This is a genomic window from Sorangium sp. So ce363 (genome assembly GCF_051520435.1).
Lineage (GTDB): Bacteria > Myxococcota_A > Polyangia > Polyangiales > Polyangiaceae > Sorangium > Sorangium cellulosum_B.
Genome location: NZ_CP150333.1, coordinates 9,748,879 through 9,770,651 on the forward strand (window position 1 = coordinate 9,748,879; position 21,773 = coordinate 9,770,651).

The window sequence follows — 21,773 nt, forward strand, 5'->3', positions numbered from 1 at the left end:
CTTACAACATAATTTTATTCGGTCGCTGACCGGGAGCGCTGCTCACATGTCTACCTCGACCTCTCCGCTGCTCGTCCGTCGTGGCGCATTCGGCACCTTTGCCCGCGGGATTCCGCTCGTGGGCCTCCTCTTGGTCGGTTCCATGGCCTGCTCCAGCGCTTCCGATGGGTCGTCCGACGGCTCGGGCGGCTCCGGAGGAGGTGCTTCTTCCTCCGGCAGCGCCCAGACGACGAGCGCGGGTGAGGGCTCGGGAGTCTCCTCGACAACGAGCGGAGCGAGCAGCACGACGGCAACCAGCGGCTCGGGCGGTGGGGCCTCTTCCAGCAGCTCGAGCAGCGCCGGAGGGGCTGGGGGCGCGAGCAGCAGCAGCAGCAGCAGCGCAGCGGAAGGAACGAGCGGGAGCGGGGGCTCTCCGGATGCAGGGTTCCAGCCTTGCCCTGCGACGGGCGCCTGCAAGATTCTGCCCCTCGGGGACTCGATCACCTTCGGTCTCGGCTCCGACGGCGGCTACCGGGTCGAGCTCTTCCACCTCGCCACGCAGGACGGCCACGAGGTCACCTTCACGGGCACGCAGCCGGGGAACGGCCCCGCGATGGTCGATGGCAAGCCGTTCCCCCGCAATCACGAGGGCATCAGCGGAGAGACGATCCAGCAGATCGCCAATCGTATACCGACCCCGGGGCTCCGGGAGATGCCGCACATCGTGCTGCTCCACGCCGGCACCAACGACATGTATCGAGAGCCGAACGGCGCCGACACCCGCCTGGGCGCGCTCATCGACGAGCTGATCGCCGAGGCGCCCGACGCGCTGATCGTCGTGAGCAACATCATTCCTTTCCCGAGCGGCGCAAACGCGGTCAGCACGTACAACGCGAAGATCCCCGCGCTGGTCGAGGCGCGCGCCAGCAAGGGCGCGCACGTCCTCTTCGTCGATCAGTTCAAGGACTTCCCCACGTCCGAGCTCGGCGACGGGGTCCATCCCAACAAGGCCGGCTACGCCCGGATGGCGGGCCGCTGGTACGACGCGATCTCCGACTACCTGAGGTGATCCGGGCGCCAGCCCGATCGAGAGACCGCCGACCCGGTCGTAGCGCGCGGCGGGGCGATTGCCCGACATCATGAGCGTTCCGTCCCCGCGCGCGGAGCAGGGCGCAGCAGCGGCCGATTGACGACCACGCTTGCGTGCGCCGGCGCACGATGTGTACGCTCGTCCGGTGCGCGCCTCGGTCGGTGAGATGCAGGAGCACAGCGGGGCCGGCCCTCTCGGCGCGTCTGTGCGCGTGTTCTTTCGCGAGTTCCTGACGGACACGGGCGCGCAGCGCGCCACGCGCCAGCGGATCCGGACCGCCGCTGGCGTGAAGTTCCTCGTCGCTGCACCCATCCTGGTGCCGGCGGGACTGGCGTTATCGACATTTGCGGAGCGCGCGCCTCACCCGGCGCACGCACGCTTCGTCGTGGCCGCCTGGCTCGCCATGCTGGCGGTCTCCATCGTCGCGAACGGGGCCTTGTTGGCGGTCACGCGGGGCGGAGGGCGGGACGCCTCGATCATCGCTCGCGCGCTGACGTATGTCACGCTGACCGCCGAGCTCGCATCGAATCAGCTGGCCATGCATGCCACCGGAACGCTGGTGTCACCGTCGGCGCTGTACATCGTCATGTTCGTCGCGCTGTACCGGATCTTCCTCGACTTTCGGTTCGGCCTCTTCGCTGCGGTCCTCGGCTCCTGTCTGTACTGTGGCGTGGGCACCCTCGAGCTCACCGGCGTGATCCGGCCGCATCCATTGTTCAGCCCACCTTCTCCACACCTCTTCTACGCTGAGCCCGCGGCGGCAGCGACCGTGATGGCCAACATGGCTGCCGGCATCTTCCTGGTTTTCTTTGCGTCGAACTACGCAGTGAATCAAACCGCCAAGCTCCACCGTTACCTCACGGAGTCCGTCCTCCGACGCTACCTGCCGCCGTCGCTCGTCGAGCGCGCCGCGCACGGAGAGCTGCGGATGGACGCCGAGCCCGAGCGGCGGGTGGTGACCGTGATGTTCACCGACCTCGTGGGGTTCACATCGCTGTCGGAGAGGCTCGGCGCCGAGGCCGTCGGGCGGCTGCTCAACCAGTACCTATCGACGGCGGCCGACGTGGCGCACGCGCACGGAGCCACGGTCGACAAGTTCGTCGGGGACGCCGTCATGATCGTGTTCGGAGCCCCCGATCCCCTCGACCCGGCCGAGCAGGCGCGTCGCTGCGTCGCGCTCGCCCGCGACCTTCAGGCCACGCTGCCGAGCCTGGGTGATGGGATTCGCCTCGTCGCCCGCGCCGGCATCAACACGGGTGACGCCGTCGTGGGCAATTTCGGGTCGCTGGCGCGCTCGGACTACACCGTCATCGGACCTGCCGTGAACATCGCCGCGCGGCTCGAGACGGCGAGTGAGCCGGGCCGTATCCTCCTTGGCGAGAGCACGGCGAAGCTGCTGGACGGCGCCGTACCGCTGGAAGCCGCTGGCGAGCTCCGGCTGAAGGGCGTAGCTGCGCCGGTGCGAGCCTTCTATGTGAAGTGAGCGGTTGGCCCTCTGCGTGCCCGGTCCTCCGGATCCATCGATCGTGAGCATCGTCGGTCGACCTGGCTGGCGATGATCACCTACGTGAGGGCGGCGGGCTCGCCGGTGCGGCGCGCGGCGGACGACACCCGCCCGAGGGCATCGGCGAGCGCGCCGCGCGGATCCGCCGGCAGGTCGAGCGAGCGCCACGCCACGTAGCCGTCCGGGCGGACCAGCGACGCTCCCCCGGCCCCGAGGCCAAACGCTTTGCAGAACGCTCCTTCCTCGGATGGCCGCACCTCCGCGCCGATGCGGACGCATTCGAGCTCGATGCCGAGCTGCTCACCGACCTGCGCTGCGGCGGGGCACCACCGCGCGTCCTCGGTGAGCAGCACCCAGCGTCGCTGGAACAGATCGAGCGTCGACAGCCGCTCGCCGCCCCTCACCACCCACACGTGCGGCGCGCGCGTGCCGGGCTGACCCGCCCATTGCTCGGGCCGCAACGCCGGCGGGAGCCCGTCGCCGGCGCCGAGCACCGCCGTCGATCGAACCAGCTGCCCGAGCTCCATGGCGTCGTCGTCGATGATCGGCGCGCCTCCGGCGGTCCCGCCCGCGTGCGCCTTGTAGTCTTCCCGGGCGAAGATCTGGTGATGCCGGAGCCACGCGATCGGGCGCCGCTCGGCGTCGTACGTGTCGAGCAGCTCCGGCGTCGACGCGCCCGACAGGACCGCTGACAGCTTCCACGCAAGGTTGTGGGCGTCCTCGATGCCCGTGTTCGCGCCGTAACCGCCCCGGTTGGGCGGCAGCGTGTGCGCGGCATCCCCGGCGAGGAACACCCTGCCGGACGTGAATCGATCGGCGACGAGGGCGCTGATCTCCCAGCGCCCGGTGGTGACGATCTCGATCTCCAGGTCGGCCCTGCCGATCGCCCTGGAACTCAGCGCTCTCAACGTCGCCGCGTCGCGCTCCTCGTCATCCCAGAAGATCAGCACCCAGCGCCCATCGCCGTAAGTGGTGAGGAACGCGCTGAAGCCCGGCTGCTCGATCGCGAACTGCGTGACCCCCGTTCGGAGGTACTCCTCGAGCGGAGCCCGGAAGAGGACGCTGCGCGCCGTCCGGATGTGCCCTCTCCCGGCGCGGCCGATCCCGAGCGCCTCGCGGATCGCGCTGCGGTGGCCGTCCGCCGCCACCAGGTAGGAAGCGCGCAGCGCGACCTCTCGCCCGTCGCGCCCGCGCAGCCAGGCGGTCACGCCGCCTGGGTCCTGCTCGAAGCGGGTCAGTTCGGTCCCGAGCCTCACGTCGGCGCCGAGCTCGACCGCCCTGTCTCGAAGCCTGGGCTCGAGACGATCCTGGGCGATCGCGGCGCCCGCGCACGGCGAGCGCTCGATCGCGGGCGCCACCTGCTCCCCGGGCGTCCACGGGACCTCCTCGAACCACGCCCCGGCCAGGCTCTCGACCCGAGCCCGGCGCAGCCGGAAGCCGGGCGGCACCTGCGGGATGTGCTGGCCCAGCCCGACCGCGCGATAGAGCTCCAGCGTCCTCGGCGTGTAGCCGATCGCGCGTGGATGCGGCGAGCTGCCAGCGTGCCGTTCGACCAGCACCGTGCGCACACCTCGCCAGGCCAGGAACACCGCGGCCGACAGGCCGACCAGGCTGCCCCCGACCACGAGCACCGACGTCGATTCTACGTGCATCAGAACCGTCCTTTGATACAGTGTATCACTACGATACAGTGTATCGCGTCGGATTTGTTGTCAACCGGCTGCTGATGCGAACAAGACGAGCGATGACCGCACGGCAGAAAAAACCGCACGTGACCGGCGCCTCCCTCATCTGGGACCGCCCGGAGCCGGCGCTCCGTCCCGCTCCCGGGCCGCTGAGCAGAGACCGGATCATGCGCGCGGCCATCGCGCTCGCCGACGCGGAAGGTCTTGCCGCGGTGTCTCTGCGCAAGATCGGGTCTTCGCTCGACGCCGGCCCGATGCGCCTCTACGGCTACCTGGACACCAAGGAAGAGCTGCTCGATCTGATGGTGGACGCGGTGTACGGGGAGATGGCGTCCGCGGGGCCCATCCCCGGCGGCTGGCGCGAGGCCCTCCGGACGATCGCCCACCGCACCCGTCGGGCCGCCAGGGAGCACGGGTGGTTCATCGATCTGCTGGGCGGCCGTCCCCATCTGGGCCCGAACGCCCTCGCGCACCTCGAGGCCTCGCTCGCCGCGCTGAGCGGCGCTCCGGGCTTCGAGGACATCGATGCCGTCATGATGGCGGTCGGGACCGTCAACGCGTACGTGATCGGCGCCATCCGCGGCGAGGCCAACGAGCTGCGCGCCGAGGTCATGAGTGGCATGGATCAGACCGAATGGCAGCGGGCGTCGGAGGCGTACATCCGCCGGATGATCGCCACCGGCCGCTTCCCGACGCTCGCCAAGCTGGTCAACGACGCCACCCACCCGCCGGCCGACGCCGCGTTCGACAGGGGCCTCGACTGCGTGCTCGACGGCATCGCAACGCGCCTCTCCTGCGGAGCCGCGGCGGGAGCAGGTCGTCGCGAGCAACGGTAGCCGCGGCCCTGCTACAGCGTTTTCCGCCCCCCTCAGCACCATGCCGAGCAGAGCGGCGGTCTCCCGCACAGGAGACGGGCCCAGATCGGCGTTTTCGGCGCGCAAGCGCACTCCGGTGCGCTGAGCACCGAAAACGCCGAGGTGGGCCCGTATCCGAAGCGGGTGACCGTCGCTCTAAAGGACCCGAAGGAACGCCGTGAGGTCGGCCTTCTCCTGCGCCGTCAGCTTCGTGCCGAGCACGAGGTTGAAGAACTCCACGGTGTCCTCCAGCGTGAGCAGGCGCCCGTCGTGCAGGTAGGGAGGGCTGTCCTTGATGCCGCGCAGCGGGAACGTCTTGATGGGGCCGTCCGCGGTGGCCATCCGTCCGTTGATGAGCACGGGCTTGAAGAAGCGCTCCGCCCGCAGGTTGTGCATCAGGTTGTCCGTGTAGTACGGCGCGGCATGGCACGTCGCGCACTGGCCCTTGCCGTTGAAGATCTGCTCTCCGCGGAGCTCCTCCGGCGTGGCCTTCGCGGGATCGAGGCGCCCGTTCAACGCGAGCTTCGGCGCCGGGGGAAAGTCGAGGATCTCCTGGAACTCGGCCATCGCGTGCACCTGGTGACCGCGGTCCAGGATGTTGATCCCCTTCTTCACGCCGATGACGAGATCGCCGTCGAAGTATGCCCCTCGCTGCTCGAACTCGGTGAAGTCCTCGACGGTCTTGAGCGCGCGCTGCGAACCGAAGAGCCGCTGGACATTCACGCCGCGCAGCGTGGGGGTGTCGATCCGGTGACGGAACTCCTGCGGTCGGATGTCGCCCACGAGGTGGGTCGCGTTGTTCGTGTGCCCGTTGGCGTGGCAATCGAAGCAGGCAACGCCGAGGCTCGCCCTCTCCGAGCGCCGATCCGCGGTCGCGTTGAACTGCTGCTGCGGAAAAGGCGTGACGAGGAGGCGGAGCCCCTCGAGCTGCTTCGGGTTCAGGATCCCGTTGAAGAGCTCGTAGAAGTTGGCGATGGTGACGAGCTGCCCCCTGGAGACGTCGCCCAGATCAGGCCGCGTGGTGAGGTAGATCGGCGGCGGGAACTCGGAGATGATGTGGTCCGGCAGGTCGAAGTCGAGATCGAAGCGCGTGAGGTCGCGCCCTTCCTGGCGCTTGATCTCCTCGATCTCGAACTTCGGGAAGACCATCCCTCCCTCCGGATGGTTCGGGTGGGGCAGCGGCAGAAAGCCCTGCGGCCAGAGCCCCTGGTCCCGGATGGCGTCGGGCGTGAGCGCGGCCAGCGATTCCCACGTCGTCCCCTTCTCGAGCTTCACCCTGACGCCGCCCTGAACGGGCTTTCCGCGCGACATGGTGACCCCCGGCGCAGGGCGGTTGGCGAGGTCGTACCGCGCCTCGAGCAGCGTCTTCTGGCGCTTCATCAACGCGGGCTTGTCGGCCTTCATCCGGGCCATCAGCGCGGCGAACGGCTCCTTCTCGTCGACCGGCAGGTAGCTCGTGCGCGGCGTGTCGGGGCCGGGCGGCGGATACGCGTTCATGGGCGCCCTCGGGCCCGTCGGCGCGACCGCCTCGGCCGTCCCAGGCGGCGCGCCACGCGAGCTGTCAGGCTCCAGAGGTACCGCCCCCGGCGTCGAGGCGCAGTGCACGAGGCCGAGCGAGAGCGCGGCAGTGCACGCGGCCATGCACGTGATATCCATTCTCTTCACAGGCATACGAGCGGCTCCTTCACGAGGGGTGCGTCGTCAGAAATGGCCGGCCGAGCGCCCCGCCTCCCGGCGCGCGGAGCTCCCGCCCGGTACACACGAATGGCGGCGCGCCGGGCACACAGCCGAGGCGCCATGGGCAGTTCCGCCCGCAGGCGACTCCTGTGCCAGGGGCGCGCCCGCTGTGCGCTCCGTTCCTGATCAGGCGCGGAGCGGGGCAATTTGCGCGGGAGATCGTGCCTCCTCGCTCGGCTCGGCGAACGAGCACGCCTCGCGCCATCGCGGGTCACCGTGCCCACGGAGCTCACGAGCGCGCTCCGTCCAGCCGATGTGCGGGGCGGCGCGAGGCAAACTGCCACGATCCGTGGCATCATGGCCCGCGTCGCGCCGCGTGCGCGACCGGGGCGCACGCGGCGCGAGCGCGCGCGCCCCACGGCGATCCGTTCAGCCGCCCTGTTCGCCCCGCTCCGGCGTGACGCGGAAGAACGGCGCCTTGACGTCCTTCGCGTCGAAGAAGAACACCCGATCCCAGACGGGGACCCGCTCCCGCTCCGCCAGATCGACCACCTCGCCTCGGGACAGGCTGCCGACGAGCTTCGCGCTCGACTGGCCTCGCATCCTCCACCGGAACTCGTACGGGAGCAGGACGCTGGCGTCGCCGAACATGCCGCGGCGCTCGGCGAAGCTGCGCCGCGCGGCCTCGGAGAGCTCCCGGGCATGGCGGAGGTTCGGGGCGACGATGTAGGTCGTGGCCAGGCCCTCCTCCAGCATCTGCCGGTTGATGAGCCGACCGCGCGACAGGACGTATCCGAGGACGCGACCGTAGGCGTCGAACGGCTGTTCGTCCGTCTGGATCTCGACCTCGGCGCCGTCGGGGAGCAGCTCGGAGAGCCGCTCGGCGGCCACCTCGGCCCAGTAACCTTGCGAGGCGCCGAGGAAGTGCGTCTCCGGCGTATCGATCGAGAGCATGCGGACAGGATGGGTCACGCCCTGCTCGTCGCGCACGCGGAGCGTGTCGCCATCGACCGTCCTCACCACCTCGGCGAGGAACCTGTCGCCCGGCAGCTCCCGGCGCAGCCCCCGCCTCCGGGAGACAAGAGACACGTAGTCGATGAACCTCCGGAACTCCGGAAGCAATCCTGCCATCGCCCCCTCCTATGATGGATAGCCCCACAGAAACCGCCGTTCGCGCATCGCGCGGACTTTCACCCTGTCCAGGCGGCCTGTTCCATGAAGATATAGAGAGGGCCCTGGCCCTCTGAAAGCGCTCGCCGCGCCTGACCCGTGGGGCGCGAGGTGGCCTGAAGCGCCCATCGGGTGGAGAGAAAGATTTGAACGCCAAGGCGCAGAGGCGCAAAGACACCAAAAGACAAGAGAGAATATTTTCCTCCTTCGCTCCCTTGGCGCGCTGGCGTTTCAGTCTTCTTCTGGCGCCTTCACGAGCCTTTTCTCTTCTCGTGGCGTCTTGGCGCCTTGGCGTTCAAATCTTCCTCTCCTCTTCTCTTGGCGTCTGGGCGGCTCGCAGCTCGTCCCCACGCCAGGCTGCAGCCGGGTGAACGCCGCTCGCCATCCCGCTCCGGCTTGGGGCTACGCTTCCTGCGCGCTTTCCCGTTACGATGACCAGCGCGATCGCTTCGGTAGGTCGCCGGGGGGCATGGGACGTCTGCATGCGGCCCCGCGCTGGGCTCCCGGGGGCGAGGGCCGCCTCGCGCATGCCGAGCCCACGGTGCGAGTTGAGCCGACCCTGATCTCGGTCTTGCACTGGGGGCGGCCGTTCGACGGGGAGTTGTTCGCGACGTCGCGCTACGTCGAGTGGGCCTTGCTCATGAAACGCACCTTCGGGTTCGATGCTTTGCGATGCCCGAGATGCGAACGGAAGATGCGCGCGCTTTCCACGATCACGGACCCAAAGGCCGTGCGCCGCATCCTCGTTCATCTCAACCTCCCCTCACACCCGCGAACGGCAGCACCCGCACGCGACCCGACGTGGGAACCGATGGCGTTCGGGCTCGACGCCGCATAGCTGGGCACACCGCCCGAGCCCGTCATGGTGAGCGCTCGCCGCGGTCGTCGAGGCACAGCTGCGCCCGGAGCACGGCGCGCCGGCCCTGCGACGGGGCAAGCGGGTGTTCGGATGGGCGAACGACGGCTCGCCCGGCGCCGTCCCCGCGGGGCTTGACTCGGGCGAGAGTTCTACCGTTTCCTATCCGGCGCGGCGCGCGCGTCCGCCGGAAATCACGTGCTCCGGCGCCGAGAAGACGCCGCGCAGGCGCTCCGCCTCGTGGAAAGCCTGTGAAGTAATGTAAAACCTCTTGACGGACCGGGGCTCCGACCTTCTTAGAGGCCCAAGATCGGGCGAGCACGGCCGCGCGCCCGTTCCACCTGTCGTGAAAGGATCCTTGTCGATGAAAACCAGGTTACGCCCCTTGCCCTCTCGCCTGCTCGCGCTCTCTGCCCTTGTCCTTTCGTCCTGCGGAGTCGAGCCGCTCGAGGAGCAGCCATCCTTGGACATCGCCGAGGCTGCGTTGAACGGCGCCGTCGCGATCGCGGGGCACGTCGGCAACGACACCTCGAATGCAGGGATGAGCGGCGTCATCGTCCAGCTCAGCGGCGCTGCGAGCGCGCAGGCCGTCACCGACAGCCACGGCAACTTCCTCTTCACCGGCTTGCCCGCGGGCACGTACACGCTCACCCCGTCCAAGCCGGGCGCGACGATCACGCCGAGCTCGGTCAACCTCGGCAGCGTCACGGCCGATCGGATCCAGAGCTTCACCTGCGCCGGCGCCTGCGGCGCGGGCCCGGCCCTCGATCCTTACAAGGAGATCGCGATCGTCGATCCGTCGGTCACGCAGGACGCGCGCACATCGAACGCGACGGGCGGGCCCTGGAGCTTCCGGTACCTGATCGAGCAGATGACCCCGAGCGGCGTCGATCCTGCGGATTTCGTGGCGGAGTGGCTGGAGGGCTTCCAGCCGCTGACGATCAACGGCTATCCCACGACGAACCGGGGGACGCTCTCGCTACTGAACCTCTGGCCGACGCGGCCGGACGGCAAGCTCGACGTCGCGCAGGCGCCGTTCCGGCTCCTCGGCATCTTCAACCGGACCGACCTGCACGCGAGCGGCAGCGGCGAGGCGCGCTTCGTGTTCGGCATCGTTCCGCCGAATCACTTCATCGGTGGAATGACGGTGATCTTCGAGTACCGCCTGCCGACCAACTCGATCGCGCCGGACCGGCACAGCTGGATTGCCCGCTTCCACGCGCTCGGGCAGCACGCCTTCGGCGCCCAGTACAACCAGGAGCTCCAGGAGATCACGGATCTCTTCACGCAGCGCGGCGCCGAGCGCAGCACGATGGGCAACCCCAACGCGAGCGCGCTCGCCCAGCTCCGCACGAGCGAAGACCTCATGGGTGCTCCCTGGTCGTGGCGGGAGTTCCACCTCGTCCCCGAGCCGACCGGCTACCAGGCCTTCCTTCGGCTCGTGGAGACCGCCCAGACGCCGGACCAGCAGCTCAACGGCGACGCCGGCCTCGAGGCCTTCCTGCTCGCGAACCGCACCGGGATCATCGCCGGCGCGACGCCGCTCGACCCCTCGTTCCTCGGCGGCGAGGCGGAGGGCAACATCGTGCCTTCCGCCACGAAATGGGTCTTCCCCGGCGCGGACGAGCCGCTGCGCCACGCGTTCGCCGGGCAGACCTGCAACGGGTGCCATAACGCCGAGACCCAGCAGCTCGCCACCTTCTATCATGTGGCGCCGTTCGCGACCCCCGGCCCCGACGGCACCGGCGTCCTCTCGAATTTCGTCAAGCAGGTCGAGATCCCGCGGCGGGTGAGCTTCATGCAGAACCGGCTCAGCTGCAGCACCCTCGCGGGGGACTGCTCGCCAGGATCCGAGTCGGTCGCCCCCTGACCGTCCTCAGCGCGATCATCGCGAGCGGCCGCGCACCTCCCATGCGACGCGAGCGGCGCCGGCGTCGTCGCCTGCGCCTGCGTCGTCTGCAAGAGCCGATCGACTTGCTTGACCCCACTCTTGGGCGTTGGCGGCCCGGGATGGCGTGTCGAGGCGAGCGCCGGTTATTCACAAGTCCAGGCGCCCGCGCGCACGATCATGCCCGTGGCGCAAGCCCATCGCTCCGCCGTGATGGCCTCGATGACGCAGGACGCCGCTCTCGCGTCGATGTCAGGATCCTGTGTCCCTACGGCGCAGCCCATCTCATCGAACTTGACCGCTAACCCAGCGCCGCACGGAAAGTTCGTGGCGATGACGCAATCCTCGCCGATCTCCAGCAGGCGCTCCGCCGCAACGTCGGCGGAGGTGCCTCCAGCTTCGCAGAACACCGGGCGCTCTGCGCAGGGCGTGAGGCCCTCGAGCGGGATGGAATCGAACTCTCCCTCCGAAGCGATGATCCCACCGAAGTCCGGGTCCCGGGCGTCGCCCCAGCCTCCAGTGCCGCCCGAGACGTCCGGAACACCCGTGCCGCCGGCGCTGACGCCTGCCTCCGGGTCGCTCGCTTCACAGCCGAGACAGCTCACGACGGAAATTACAAGCAATCGATGTGTCCATTGCATGGACAGAGCATAGAGAGCTTCCATGCGGAGCACAACGCGACCCGCCGCGTAGGGTCCCCCCGACCCAACCCAGGTTGGGGCGACCCGGACCCGCGGTTGGGCGAGGCGAGTCACGTCGCGGATTTCCACCCTGACCAGGCGGCCTGTTCCATGAAGATTATAGAGAGGACCCTGGCCCTCTGAAAGCGCTCGCCGCGCCTGACCCGCGGGGCGCGAGGTGGCCTGAAGCGCCGGTTGGATGGAGAGGAAGATTGGAACGCCAAGGCGCAAAGACGCCAAAAGACGAGAGAGAATAATTCTCCTCCTTCGCTCGCTGGCGTTCCAATCTTCTTCTGGCGCCTTCACGAGCTTTTTCTCTTCTCTTGGCGTCTTGGCGCCTTGGCGCCTTGGCGTTCAATTCTTCTTCTCCTCTTCTCTTGGTGTCTGGACGGCTCGCAGCTCGTGCCCACGCCAGGCCGCAGCCGGATGAGCGCCGCCCGCCGTCCCGCTCCGGCTTGGGGCTACGCTTCCGCTGCGCTTTCCCGTTACGATGACCAGCGCGATCGCTTCGTAGATCGCCGGGGGGGCATGAGACGTCTGCATGCGGCCCCGCGCTGGGCTCCCGGGGGCGAGGGCCACCGCGGCGAGGAGGTCTTGGATGTCGTCGCACGAACAGGTAGAGCCGGCCGACACGCCGGCAGAAGAGGGCGCAGCGAGGGCGGGGGCCGAGCTTGCGCGCCGCAGGCGCGGCCTGCGCTTCCGGCTCGCGCTCGGGGCGCTCGCGCTCGCCGCCAGCGTGACAGCGCTCGTCTTGACCCACGAGACGAAGCCCGAGAAGACCAGCGCCATCGGCGCGCGGCTCGAGCTGTCCTCGGGGGAGGTCACGCTCGCGGCGAACGCTCAGGGCGAAAGGAAGTCGACGGTGGTGTCCGGGATCCCGGTCCCGGTCGGGGCGAAGCTCGCGACCGGAAAGGGCGCGCGGGCGCTCGTCCGGCTCGCCGACGGCTCGGCGGTGTTCCTCCGCGCAGACTCGGAGATCGCGCTCCGCGCAGAGGGGCTCTCGATCGCCCAGGGCGAGGTCTGGCTCGACGCGCCGCCAGAAGGGCGCGGCGGGCTCTCGCACGCGCTCGGGGACGTCAACGTCTCGGCGGCCGACGCCGGCCTGTCGATGAGGCGCTCGGGCGACGCCGTGAGCGTGTACGTGGCGCGCGGGCTCGCCGTCGTCGCGGCCCCCGGCGGGCGCGTCGAGGTGCACGCAGGGGAGCAGGCGACGGTCGCCGGCGGCGCCGCGCCCAAGGTCGCGCCGCTCGCCTACTGGGAGGACTGGACCGGAGGCATGGGCGACCACCGGCCGCTCGCAGGCGAAGGCAGCGGATCCGGCCGGATCTACGGCGTCGACCTGCAGGGCGCCCCCGGGACGCAGGCGCGCACGCTCGAGATCAGCCGGCAAGCCGTGCGGGCCGTCCTGCGCGACGGCATCGCCGAGACCGAGGTGGACCAGACCTTCTCGAACCCGGGCGGACGCCAGGTCGAGGGCTGGTACTGGTTCACCGTGCCCGAGCGGGCGATCGTGAGCTCGTTCGCCGTGGAGACCAACGGCGTGCTCGTCGAGGGCGAGGTCATCGAGCGGAAGGAAGCGGCGCAGCGGTACCAGACCGCCGTGCAGACCGGCCACGAGCCGGCCCTGCTCGAGTGGGTCGACGGACACAGCTACCGCGCCCGCATCTTCCCCGTGCCCGCCAGCGGCTCCCGGCGCGTCGTGCTGCGCTACGTGGAGATGCTCAGCGCGCCATCAGGTAAGCTTGCTTACGTTTACCCGATGCGCGCGAGCGAGCCCGTGCAGATCGGCGAGTTCTCCCTGTCCGTGGATCTCGGCCAGGCCGGCCAGGGGCTGCAGATCGCGACGCTCGCCGACGCGGTGATCGAGGACGGCGGGCGGCGGGTGAGCATGCGGCGGAGCGGCTACGAGCCGCGCGCGGACTTCCAGCTCGAGGCCTCCGTCAAGGTGAAGCCGTCGCCGCTGCGGGTGTCGCGCTTCGCCGCGGGCGAGGACCGCGCGGACTACGTGATGGCCAGGTACGTGCCCGACGTGGACTGGGCCGAGCTCGCGGAGCTGCCCGCCGACCTGGTCGTCGTGGTGGACACGTCGGCGTCGGCCGACGAGTCGGCGCGGCAACAGAAGGCGGCGGCCGCCGAGGCGATCCTGCGGGCGATGTCGCCGTCGGACCACTTCGCGCTGATCGCGCTCGACTCGGCGCCGGCGGTCCTGCACCCGAAGGACGGGCTGGCCGAGGCGTCGGACAAGGAGATCTCCGCCGCGCTCACGCGGCTGGCCGAGCACGCGACGGGGGGCGCGACCGACCTCGGCGCGCTGTTCGAGTCGGCGCTCGGGCGGGTGCACGGCAAGGAGCAGCCGGCGGTCATCTACATCGGCGACGGGCTCGCGACGAGCGGCGAGGTGACGGGCGCGCGCCTCGCGGAGCGGCTCCGGCGCTCGCTCACGGGCTCGCGCGCGCGCTTCTTCACGGTCGGCGTCGGCGAGAACTCGAACCACGCGCTGCTCCGCGAGCTCGCGCGCGCCGGGGGAGGACAGGCGTTCCGGATCGACGAGGCCGAGGGATCGACGTCCGAGGTGCTGCGCCTCGCCGGCGCGATCAAGACGCCGACCATCACCGATCTCGCGATCGACCTCGGCGCAGGGCTCGACGAGCCGATGCTCACCGCGAGCGGCAAGGTGTCGCGCGGCGAGGAGGTGGTGCTGCTCGCGCGCACGCACCACGCGCTGCCCACGAAGGCGATCGTGAAGGGGCGGCTCGCCGGGAAGGAGTACACCAGCGAGCACCCCATCGAGCTCGATCGGGGCGTCGGCGCGGCGCTGGTGCCGCGCTTCTGGGCGGCCGAGAAGATGCGGCGGCTGCTCGCGGACGGCGACGACATCGAGGCGCACCGGGGCAAAGTGGTCGAGCTCGGGCTCGACTACGGGCTGATCACGCCGTTCACGAGCACGCTGGCGCTCGAGAGCGAGCAGGCCTACGTGAACCAGGGGATCCGGCGGCGGCGCTCGCCGCTCCGGGGCGAGCGGCTGACGGCGCTCACGCCCCAGCGAGAGCGCGAGCTCGCGGCGCTGCTCGCGCCGCCCTCCGCGGCCGTCGCCGCCGGGTGCTCGAGGAGCGAGCCGAGCGCGGCCTACGAGGAGAGCTCGGCGAAAGAAGGCGGCTACGGCGCGAGGGCGCAGGCGGCGGCGGCGCCGGCGATGGCGCCGGCGATCGCGGAGCAGGGCAACGAGCGGGACCAGAGCCTCAAGGGAGATGTCGCCGCGCCCGGCGCCACGCTGGCGGCCCCGCCCCCCGCGCCCGAGGCGGCGCGCCCGGCCGAGGAGGCGGAGCAAGAGCCCCTGCGGCAGAAGCAGGAGGCCGCGGCGAACCAGCCGGCCGCCCCCCGCCCGCCGGCTGCGCCCATGAGCGCACCGGCGGCCGACAAGCCGTCCGAGCTCGCCACGATCGGCTCGACCGGCTTCAAGCGCGCGACGGGCGGCGGCGGTGCGATCACGCCGTCCGACGCCATCCCGCGCCTGGAGAAGGCCCGCAAGACAGCGCCCGCGGCGGTGCGCCCCGCTTCCCGGACCTCCCCGCCGCCGAGGCGCCCGCAGGTCGCGATGGCGCCGTGCAGCGACGCCGCGCGGCGGCCGCTCGCCGAGCGCATCGTCGTCTGGTCGAAGCGCCTCGCCCGCGCCACGACGGCGGAGCAGCTCATCGCGCGCTACGAGGGCGCGCTCACGACCTGCGAGCTGCCGGACTGGCGATCGAGGGCCGCGCTCCTCTCGCTCCTCCAGGCGAGGGTGTCCACCGAGGGCGGCGCCGAAGCGCTGCTCGCCCGGTTCGCCGGCGAGCCCGAGGCGCAGCGGTTCATCGCGCACGCGCTCCTCAGGCGGAGCGTGGACCCCGCGATCTCCGCGGCGGTGCGGCGCACGCTCTTCGGGGGCGTCGATCCCAGGGCCAGCTGGGCGCTCCTCGACGAGCGGCTCGCGGCGCTCCCGGCGGTGGACGAGCGGCTCGCGCTGGTGCGGCAGGCGCTCACCGACCGGCCCGACGATCCGGAGGGGGAGATCCGGCGGGTGCGCCTGCTCGCGGAGGCGGGCCGGAAGGACGAGGCGCTCGCCTACGGGCGGCGGCTGCGCGACCGCGGCTTCATGAGCCCGGCGCTCGCGCTCGATCTCGGCGACGTGCTCGCGTCGAGCGGCTTCGAGGCGGACGCGCTGCGCACGTACTCGGAGGTCGTCGAGTTCGATCCGACGAGCCCCGCGTCGCGCGCGATGCTCGGCGACGTCTACCTCCGGCACGGCTGGTACGCGGCGGCGTACCGCCAGTACACGACGCTCACGGACCTCGCGCCGGCCGAACCCCAGGGCTGGCTGCGGCTCGCCGCGGCGGCCGCGGGCAGCGGGCGCGTCGACGAGGCGCTCCGCATCCAGCGCAAGGTCGCCGCCGCGGAGGGCACGCCGGGGCCCGACGATCCGCGCGCGTGGGCGCGGCTCCTGTCGGCGGCGCGCATCGGCCGGCTGCTCGCCGGGGGCGGCGGCGCGGCCCCCGCGGCCGGCGCCGAGGCCGAGAGCCTCGCCCGCAAGCTGAAGGAGCTCCAGCTCTTCAGCGGCCCCGGGGCGCTGCGCGTCGTGCTCTGGGAGGACTACGCCGCGGAGCTCGCCCTCGCGGCGCGGGACGGCCAGGTGGACGCGGCGCTCGGCGACGGCACCTTCGCGCCGGCGGTCGGGCTCGCGGCGGTGCAGCTGCCCGCCTCGGAGCTCGCGCGCCTCGAGTGGCGCGTCCGGTTCCGCAGCGATCCGCCGGGGAGGGACGTGCGCTTCGTGGTGACGACGATCGTGTGGGACGGGGCGTCGTTCCAGGTGACGAGCGCGCCGGGGTCGATCGGCGCGAAGGACCGGGAGGTCGCGCTGGCGAGCGGCGCGCTGCCATGATCGACGTCTCGCTGCTCGGCTGGCTCGTCGTCACGCTGACGTCGCCGCTGTCGCTCGTCCTGCTGCTCGTGGCGCTCGGCTCGGTGGCCTACCTCGGCGTGACGGCGCTCGAGGCCGCGCCCCGCCAGCGCGGCGCGCGCGCGGTCGGCACGGGCGCGGCGGCCTGCGCGCTCGCGGCCGGGATGGTCGGGCTGCGCGTGGGCGCGGGCGCGGGCGCGGCCGTCCCGACGGCCGCCGTGGGGATCGCCGCCGCGGCCGCGCTCGGGGCGACCGCGGCGTGCGCGTGGACCTTCGGCGCCCGCGCCGCGGCTGCGCTCGGGGCGGCGCGGGCCCGCCGGAGCGCCGCGGCGCTGCGGGCCGGCGACGAGCGGCGCCGGCTGCTCGCGGCGAGCCAGCGCGCGTACGCCGAGGGAGACGACCTCGCCGCCGAGACGGCGGCGGCCGACGACGCCGTCGCGCGGCTGCGCGCCGCGGTGGGCGCGCTGGCCGGCGCGCGCGCCGCGCTCGAGGCGAAGCTCGCCGGCGCGCAGGACGCGCCGCCATCGGAGGAGCGACCGGAGGCGAGCGCGCTCGCCGAGGACCTCGCGCGCGCGTGCGACGAGGCCGCGCTGAAGCTGTCGATGGGCCAGCGGGTGCTCGCCGCCGCGGAGGCCGCGGCGCTGCGGATCGCGTGCAACGCGCCGCTCCGGCGGCTGCTGCGGCGGCGGCCGCGCGAGGCGACGCAGGCGCTCGCGACCCTGGGCGCGGGCGCGCTCGCGCCGGCGGCGGCGTCGATCGAGGCGTTCCTCGGCGAGGTGCGGGCGGCGCGCGCCGAGGTCGTGGAGATCGCGGAGCGGCGCGCGCCGGGCGCGCCCGGTGCGCCCGGTGCGCCCGGCGAAGACGGCGCGACCGGCCCAGAGGGAGCGGAGGGCCCGGCGGCGCTCGCGTTGCGCGAGCTCGCCGCGATGGAGTCGGCCTACGGCGCGCTGCTCGAGCGGCTGCGCCTGGCGGAGCTCCACGCTTCGGCGCGCGCCTCTGTCGAGCAGGTCGAGAGCGCCGCGGGCGCGCTCTCCGCGACGGCGAGGGCGGCTGCGATCGACCCGGGGGCGATCGGCGCGCTCGTGACGGAGATAGCGCGCGCCGAGTCGGCCGTCGCCGCCGCCGCGCCGGAGGCCGGGGGCTCGCGCGCGCTCGCCGAGGCGCTCGCCGCGGGCTCGGTGGCGCTCGATCGGAGCGACGCGACGTCGCTGGCGGAGCTCATCGCAGCGCTGCGCGAGCTCCGCTGAGGCGATGAGCGACGGCCGCCCCTGAAAATCACACGCAAAACGATGCCTGGTCGTAACGGGTCACCTTGGCGCCCGGCGCCCTGGGAGCCTCCCCGAGCGAGGTGGGTTGAGCTAGGCTTCGCGTGTGGTTCAGGCCCTCCCTACCGGCTATCTCTTCGACCCTGCGGACCCGCGCGCGCCGACGAGCGAGCAGTGGGCGCGGATGACCCCGGCCGAGCGCGCGCGCGTCGTCGATATGCTCCCCGCCGAGGTCCCGCTGGAGCTCATGCCTCCCGAGGGAGACCCGCACCGCAAGGCGAAGCGCGACGCGCTCGACGCCCTGGACGGCTTCTTCCGCCGCACCGCCCGCAAGATCTATCTCTCTTCCGAGCTCGCCGTCTTCTACCCCGGCGAGCCGCGGTTCGCGCCCGACCTGCTCGCCGTGATCGACGTCGAGCCCCACGAGCGCATGCGGTGGGTGGTCGACCACGAGGGCAAGGGGCTCGATCTCGTGATCGAGGTCCACGTGGCCGGCAGCCGCACGAAAGATCACCAGCTCAACGTCGACCGCTACGCCCGGCTCGGCATCCACGAGTACTTCCTCTTCGACCGCGCCCGCCTGCGCCTGCACGCCTACAGGCTGCCCGCCGCCGAGGAGAGCGACCCGTCACGCCCGCGCGCCTACCAGCGCATCGTGCCTCAGGCTGGCCGGTTCGCCTCCGAGGTGCTCGGCCTCGATCTGCTGCTCGACGGCACGCGCCTCCGCTTCTTCGCGGGCAACGCCCTTCTCGAGGACAGAGGCGAGAGGATTGCCCGCCTTGGCGGGATGCTCGATCAGGTCATCTCCCACCAGGAGGAAGCGCAGCGCGTCGCCGAGGAGCTGGCCGCGGAGCTCGACAGGGAGCGGCGCCTGCGCGAGGAGGAGCAGCGCCTGCGCGAGGAGGAGCAGCGCCTGCGCGAGGAGGAGCAGCGCCTGCGCGAGGAGACAGAGAAGCAGCTGGCGCAGGCGCGCGCGGAGATCGAGCGGCTCAAGTCCCGCTGAGCGCCTGGCCGGCGAGGAGGATGGCCGCCTGAGCCCTCCTCGCCAGCCACGCCGCTCCTTACCCCTTCAGCTTCGCCGCCAGGAACCGCCGCGCCTTCTCCCACGCGTCCGCCGCGGCCTTCGTGTTGTACCGCTCTCCCGACGGGTTCGCGAAGGCGTGGTCGGCGTCGTACCGGAGCACCTCGTGCTCGATGCCCGCGTCGTGGAGCGCCTTGTCGAAGTCGTTGACGACCTCGGGCGGGATGCCCTTGTCCTGGTTGCCGAAGATGCCGAGCACGGGCGCCTTGATCGCCTTGAGCTGCGCGGGGTCGGTGACGAGCCGGCCGTAGTAGATCACGGCCGCGTCGAGCTCGGGCTCGTTCAGCGCGAGCTTGAGCGACCACGCGCCGCCGAAGCACCACCCGATCGAGGCCGTGCGCGGCGCGAGGACGCGCGCGTCCGTCGTGAGGAAGCGGTGCGCCGCGCGCACGACCTCGATCCCCTTCGCCTCGTCGACCGCCTTCATCGCCGCCATCGCGTCGTCCGGCGTGGTCGCGACCTTGCCGCCGTAGAGGTCCACGGCGAGCGCCGCATACCCGTCCTCCGCGAGGCGATCGGTCCAGTGCTTGATGTGCTCGTTCAGGCCCCACCACTCGTGGATGACGACGACGCCCGCGATCGGCGGCTTCGCGTCCCGCGGCAGGCTCAGGTACGCCTTCGTGCCAGCCACCTCGACCGTCTGTCCTCGCGCGGGCGGGGCCTTGTCCGCCCTGAGCTGGTGGAGGGCCTTGAAGTCCTCTTCCGAGAGCAGCCCGGTCGGGCCGACTTCACCGGGCGCGCCGGACGACGCCGGCACCGGCGCGGCGGCCGCGGGCGGCGGCTCGACGCGGGGCGCGGGAGACGAGGCAGAGCAGGCGGTCGCGACGAGCAGCGCCAGCGGCGCAGCCACGCGGAAGCGGCGTAGGTGGGACAGGAGCGTCATGGCGCGCACCCTACCAGCTCGGAGCGGTGCGCCGGAAGCTTCGCCGCGAGGCGTCGCGCCCGCCTACGTCGCGACGCGCAGGCCCAGCTGGCTCGACGCGACCCCCCGCCGGACGGCGGACGTCAGCGTATCTGGGGCGAACGGCTTGGCGACGAACGCATGGGCGCCGAGCCGGAACGCCCGCTCCCGCTCGCGCGGCGAGGACATCGACGAGACGATGACGACCGCTACGTCGCGATGGTGCCGGCTCTGCCGGATGAAACGGATGAGCTCCAGGCCGTCGATGTCCGGCAGGTGGATGTCGATGATCACCGCGTCGTAGGCGCCCCCGTGCATCCGCCGGAGCGCCTCGAACCCGCTCGCCGTCTCGGCGACCTCGACCGCCGGCCCGAGCTCTGGCGCCCCCTCGAGCGCCGCTCGCATGTAGGTCCGCATCGCGGCGGAGTCGTCGATGAGGAGGATGCGGGTCATGCAGGAGGTCCGGCTCGAGCTCTCGAGGGGGCGCCTAGTACACCACAAACGGCAAAATCAGAAGCGTTTGTCGGCCTTCCGACAGGAGAGCGCGTCCCTGGCGGCGCCCCTGAGCCCTCCACGCCCGCCTGCGCGCTGGTCAGGTGCCCCGCGGCGGCCTCCGAGGACCGGCCTGGCCCCTCCTCGAGCCCGTGCCGTGATCACATCGGCGCGTTCCGGGAATTCGTCTGAGTCACACAGGAAATCTTGTGCGCTCCGCGCGCACTGCACTTCTTCGCCAGAGCTGCTTCGATGAGAGCCCTGGCTCTGCCACGATAGAGCTGGACGGGGCGAGAAAGACACGATTTGCGGTACGTCGCTCCGCTACCGCGCACCTCGGCGCGTCGCCCGGTTCTTGCTTAGGAGGGCCAAGCCCGTATGTCCTTGAAGCACTGTCTCACCGTGAACAACGGGTGGGGCAGCCTGTCCTCGGGCAGCTTCGGTACCCGTGCTCTCCGACCCATCCTCGGCGCACTCATCCCGTCGCTCGTCATGGTGGCGCGCCAGTCCGAGACCGGGAACAGCGATGACGCGCCCGATGACGATGACGCGGCGTCGACGAGCGCCTCCTCGGCGACCAGCGGAGCTGGCGGCGTCGACCACGGCCCCACCGTCAGCCACGGCGCCAGCATGGGCAGCCCCGGGGCGGGACGCCGCTCCCTGTCCGGTCAAGCCAGCGTGATTGCACGGGTCAGATCAGCGACTCATCGAAGGAGACCGTTGTATGCGTAATAGCCAAGGAGCCGTGCCGCGAGAGCTGCTCGACTGGGTCTTCAACCGTCGGCAGCCCCTCGTCAAGCTCGGGGCGTTCGCCATCACCAAGCCCGTACTCGTGTCCTGCAGGGAGGACGACGAGAGGGGCGGCGACCTGAGCGGGAGCGGCACCGGCGGCGGAGAGGGCACGTGGAGCGGCCCTGGTAGCTCGGGCAGCTGCACCGCCGGCCCCTTCGCCACCAGCTCGAGCAGCGCCGGCGGCGGCGTGGGCGCAGGCGGCGCCGACGCGCTGGATCCGTCGATCTTCAAGGGCGCCGGCAGCTGCCGAGTGACCGCCACGGACATCGGGGGTCCGTTCTTCATCGACGACCGCGAGATCCCGAACGACATCAGCCTGTTTCGCAGCGACATCCGGGACAACCACCCCGGCTGCGAGCTCCGGCTCTATGTCCGCCTGCTCGACGCCCGGAACAACCACGAGCCCATCCCCGACGCCGAGGTCTACATCTGGCACTGTGACGCGGATGGGCAAACCAGCGGCCTCGAGCATCAGAGCCCCTCCACGCCGTCCACGGGCGCGGCCGAGCACACGCCGGAGAGCCAGGATCGGTTCTGCCGCGGCGTGCAGCTCTCGGACCGCAACGGGATCGTGGGCTTCAAGTCGATCTATCCCGGGTCGGACGCGGGGCGGCCGGTCCACGTCCACATGGTCGCTCGCATCAACGGAGCCACGACCAGGCTGATCACGACGCAGCTCTATTTCGACGCGGATCTCAGCGCGGAGGTCTTCCAGAAGGAGCCAGCCTACGCGGCTCGCTCGGCGAACCTCCCGGCGTCCAGCCTCAATCCGCCGCCTGGCAAGGTGGTCATGCCGACCACGTACACCTCGGGGCTGATCACCAGCATTCTCAACATCATCGTCGACGCCTGAGCGCACGGGTGTCTCGCCCAGGGGGAAGTGCGTCACGCCCTCGGCTCGACCCGGGCCCCCCTCGGCGAGCCGGGAC

The 21,773-nt window shown here is 71.4% G+C and carries 14 protein-coding genes; 8 read left to right on the forward strand and 6 right to left on the reverse strand.

What is annotated here, in order from left to right:
- Positions 1-118 precede the first annotated feature (118 nt).
- Both WMF12_RS36605 and WMF12_RS36610 read left to right on the forward strand, forming a co-directional pair.
- A complete protein-coding gene (locus WMF12_RS36605) occupies positions 119-1,048 on the forward strand; it encodes an SGNH/GDSL hydrolase family protein (protein WP_437852685.1) in 930 nt (309 codons plus the stop codon).
- Positions 1,049-1,214: 166 nt separating this feature from the next.
- Entirely contained in the window at positions 1,215-2,552 is a 1,338-nt protein-coding gene (locus WMF12_RS36610) for an adenylate/guanylate cyclase domain-containing protein (RefSeq protein ID WP_437852687.1), read from the forward strand.
- Between the two features lie 80 nt (positions 2,553-2,632).
- On the opposite strand, the gene WMF12_RS36615 is transcribed toward WMF12_RS36610, so the two are convergent.
- Positions 2,633-4,225 carry an FAD-dependent monooxygenase gene (locus tag WMF12_RS36615; protein ID WP_437852690.1) on the reverse strand — a complete coding sequence of 531 codons (1,593 nt, stop codon included), beginning with the start codon at positions 4,223-4,225 and terminating at the stop codon, positions 2,633-2,635.
- A gap of 92 nt (positions 4,226-4,317) precedes the next feature.
- On the opposite strand from WMF12_RS36615, the gene WMF12_RS36620 reads away from it, so the two are divergent.
- A complete protein-coding gene (locus WMF12_RS36620; protein ID WP_437852692.1) occupies positions 4,318-5,094 on the forward strand; it encodes a TetR/AcrR family transcriptional regulator in 777 nt (258 codons plus the stop codon).
- A 174-nt stretch (positions 5,095-5,268) separates the two neighbouring features.
- Here the strand turns inward: WMF12_RS36620 and WMF12_RS36625 are convergent, their stop codons facing one another.
- Positions 5,269-6,609, reverse strand: a complete 1,341-nt coding sequence (locus WMF12_RS36625) for a cytochrome B6 (protein ID WP_437873930.1) — start codon at positions 6,607-6,609, stop codon at positions 5,269-5,271.
- 609 nt (positions 6,610-7,218) lie between these two features.
- Positions 7,219-7,920, reverse strand: coding sequence for a thermonuclease family protein (locus tag WMF12_RS36630; protein WP_437852695.1), 702 nt, complete (start codon positions 7,918-7,920; stop codon positions 7,219-7,221).
- 1,259 nt (positions 7,921-9,179) lie between these two features.
- On the opposite strand from WMF12_RS36630, the gene WMF12_RS36635 reads away from it, so the two are divergent.
- The gene (locus WMF12_RS36635; RefSeq protein WP_437741354.1) at positions 9,180-10,685 is read left to right on the forward strand and encodes a carboxypeptidase regulatory-like domain-containing protein; all 1,506 of its coding nucleotides are present in this window, start codon (positions 9,180-9,182) and stop codon (positions 10,683-10,685) included.
- A gap of 164 nt (positions 10,686-10,849) precedes the next feature.
- Here the strand turns inward: WMF12_RS36635 and WMF12_RS36640 are convergent, their stop codons facing one another.
- Entirely contained in the window at positions 10,850-11,344 is a 495-nt protein-coding gene (locus WMF12_RS36640) for a hypothetical protein (protein WP_437852697.1), read from the reverse strand.
- Between the two features lie 637 nt (positions 11,345-11,981).
- On the opposite strand from WMF12_RS36640, the gene WMF12_RS36645 reads away from it, so the two are divergent.
- The 3 genes from WMF12_RS36645 (at position 11,982) to WMF12_RS36655 (ending at position 18,581) form a co-directional block, all read left to right on the forward strand.
- A complete protein-coding gene (locus WMF12_RS36645) occupies positions 11,982-16,295 on the forward strand; it encodes a VIT domain-containing protein (RefSeq protein ID WP_437852699.1) in 4,314 nt (1,437 codons plus the stop codon).
- Positions 16,292-17,560, forward strand: a complete 1,269-nt coding sequence (locus WMF12_RS36650) for a hypothetical protein (RefSeq protein ID WP_437852701.1) — start codon at positions 16,292-16,294, stop codon at positions 17,558-17,560. The genes WMF12_RS36645 and WMF12_RS36650 overlap by 4 nt, the downstream gene beginning before the upstream one ends.
- Positions 17,561-17,684: 124 nt before the next feature.
- On the forward strand, positions 17,685-18,581 hold the full coding sequence (locus tag WMF12_RS36655) for a Uma2 family endonuclease (protein WP_437852703.1): 897 nt from the start codon (positions 17,685-17,687) through the stop codon (positions 18,579-18,581).
- A gap of 58 nt (positions 18,582-18,639) precedes the next feature.
- On the opposite strand, the gene WMF12_RS36660 is transcribed toward WMF12_RS36655, so the two are convergent.
- Together WMF12_RS36660 and WMF12_RS36665 are read right to left on the reverse strand one after the other, a co-directional pair.
- A complete protein-coding gene (locus WMF12_RS36660; protein WP_437852705.1) occupies positions 18,640-19,542 on the reverse strand; it encodes a dienelactone hydrolase family protein in 903 nt (300 codons plus the stop codon).
- Between the two features lie 63 nt (positions 19,543-19,605).
- Entirely contained in the window at positions 19,606-20,013 is a 408-nt protein-coding gene (locus WMF12_RS36665) for a response regulator (protein ID WP_437741362.1), read from the reverse strand.
- 763 nt (positions 20,014-20,776) lie between these two features.
- On the opposite strand from WMF12_RS36665, the gene WMF12_RS36670 reads away from it, so the two are divergent.
- A complete protein-coding gene (locus WMF12_RS36670) occupies positions 20,777-21,697 on the forward strand; it encodes a protocatechuate 3,4-dioxygenase (protein WP_437852707.1) in 921 nt (306 codons plus the stop codon).
- The last annotated feature ends 76 nt before the right edge of the window (positions 21,698-21,773 follow it).

Bases quoted from the DNA above. Each gene is read 5' to 3' on its own strand.
- WMF12_RS36645 (WP_437852699.1), top strand. From the start codon at position 11,982: ATGTCGTCGCACGAACAGGTAGAGCCGGCCGACACGCCGGCAGAAGAG.
- WMF12_RS36620 (WP_437852692.1), top strand. From the start codon at position 4,318: ATGACCGCACGGCAGAAAAAACCGCACGTGACCGGCGCCTCCCTCATC.
- WMF12_RS36665 (WP_437741362.1), bottom strand. From the start codon at position 20,013: ATGACCCGCATCCTCCTCATCGACGACTCCGCCGCGATGCGGACCTAC.
- WMF12_RS36650 (WP_437852701.1), top strand. From the start codon at position 16,292: ATGATCGACGTCTCGCTGCTCGGCTGGCTCGTCGTCACGCTGACGTCG.
- WMF12_RS36625 (WP_437873930.1), bottom strand. From the start codon at position 6,609: ATGAACGCGTATCCGCCGCCCGGCCCCGACACGCCGCGCACGAGCTAC.
- WMF12_RS36630 (WP_437852695.1), bottom strand. From the start codon at position 7,920: ATGGCAGGATTGCTTCCGGAGTTCCGGAGGTTCATCGACTACGTGTCT.
- WMF12_RS36615 (WP_437852690.1), bottom strand. From the start codon at position 4,225: ATGCACGTAGAATCGACGTCGGTGCTCGTGGTCGGGGGCAGCCTGGTC.
- WMF12_RS36660 (WP_437852705.1), bottom strand. From the start codon at position 19,542: ATGACGCTCCTGTCCCACCTACGCCGCTTCCGCGTGGCTGCGCCGCTG.
- WMF12_RS36670 (WP_437852707.1), top strand. From the start codon at position 20,777: ATGCGTAATAGCCAAGGAGCCGTGCCGCGAGAGCTGCTCGACTGGGTC.
- WMF12_RS36635 (WP_437741354.1), top strand. From the start codon at position 9,180: ATGAAAACCAGGTTACGCCCCTTGCCCTCTCGCCTGCTCGCGCTCTCT.
- WMF12_RS36640 (WP_437852697.1), bottom strand. From the start codon at position 11,344: ATGCAATGGACACATCGATTGCTTGTAATTTCCGTCGTGAGCTGTCTC.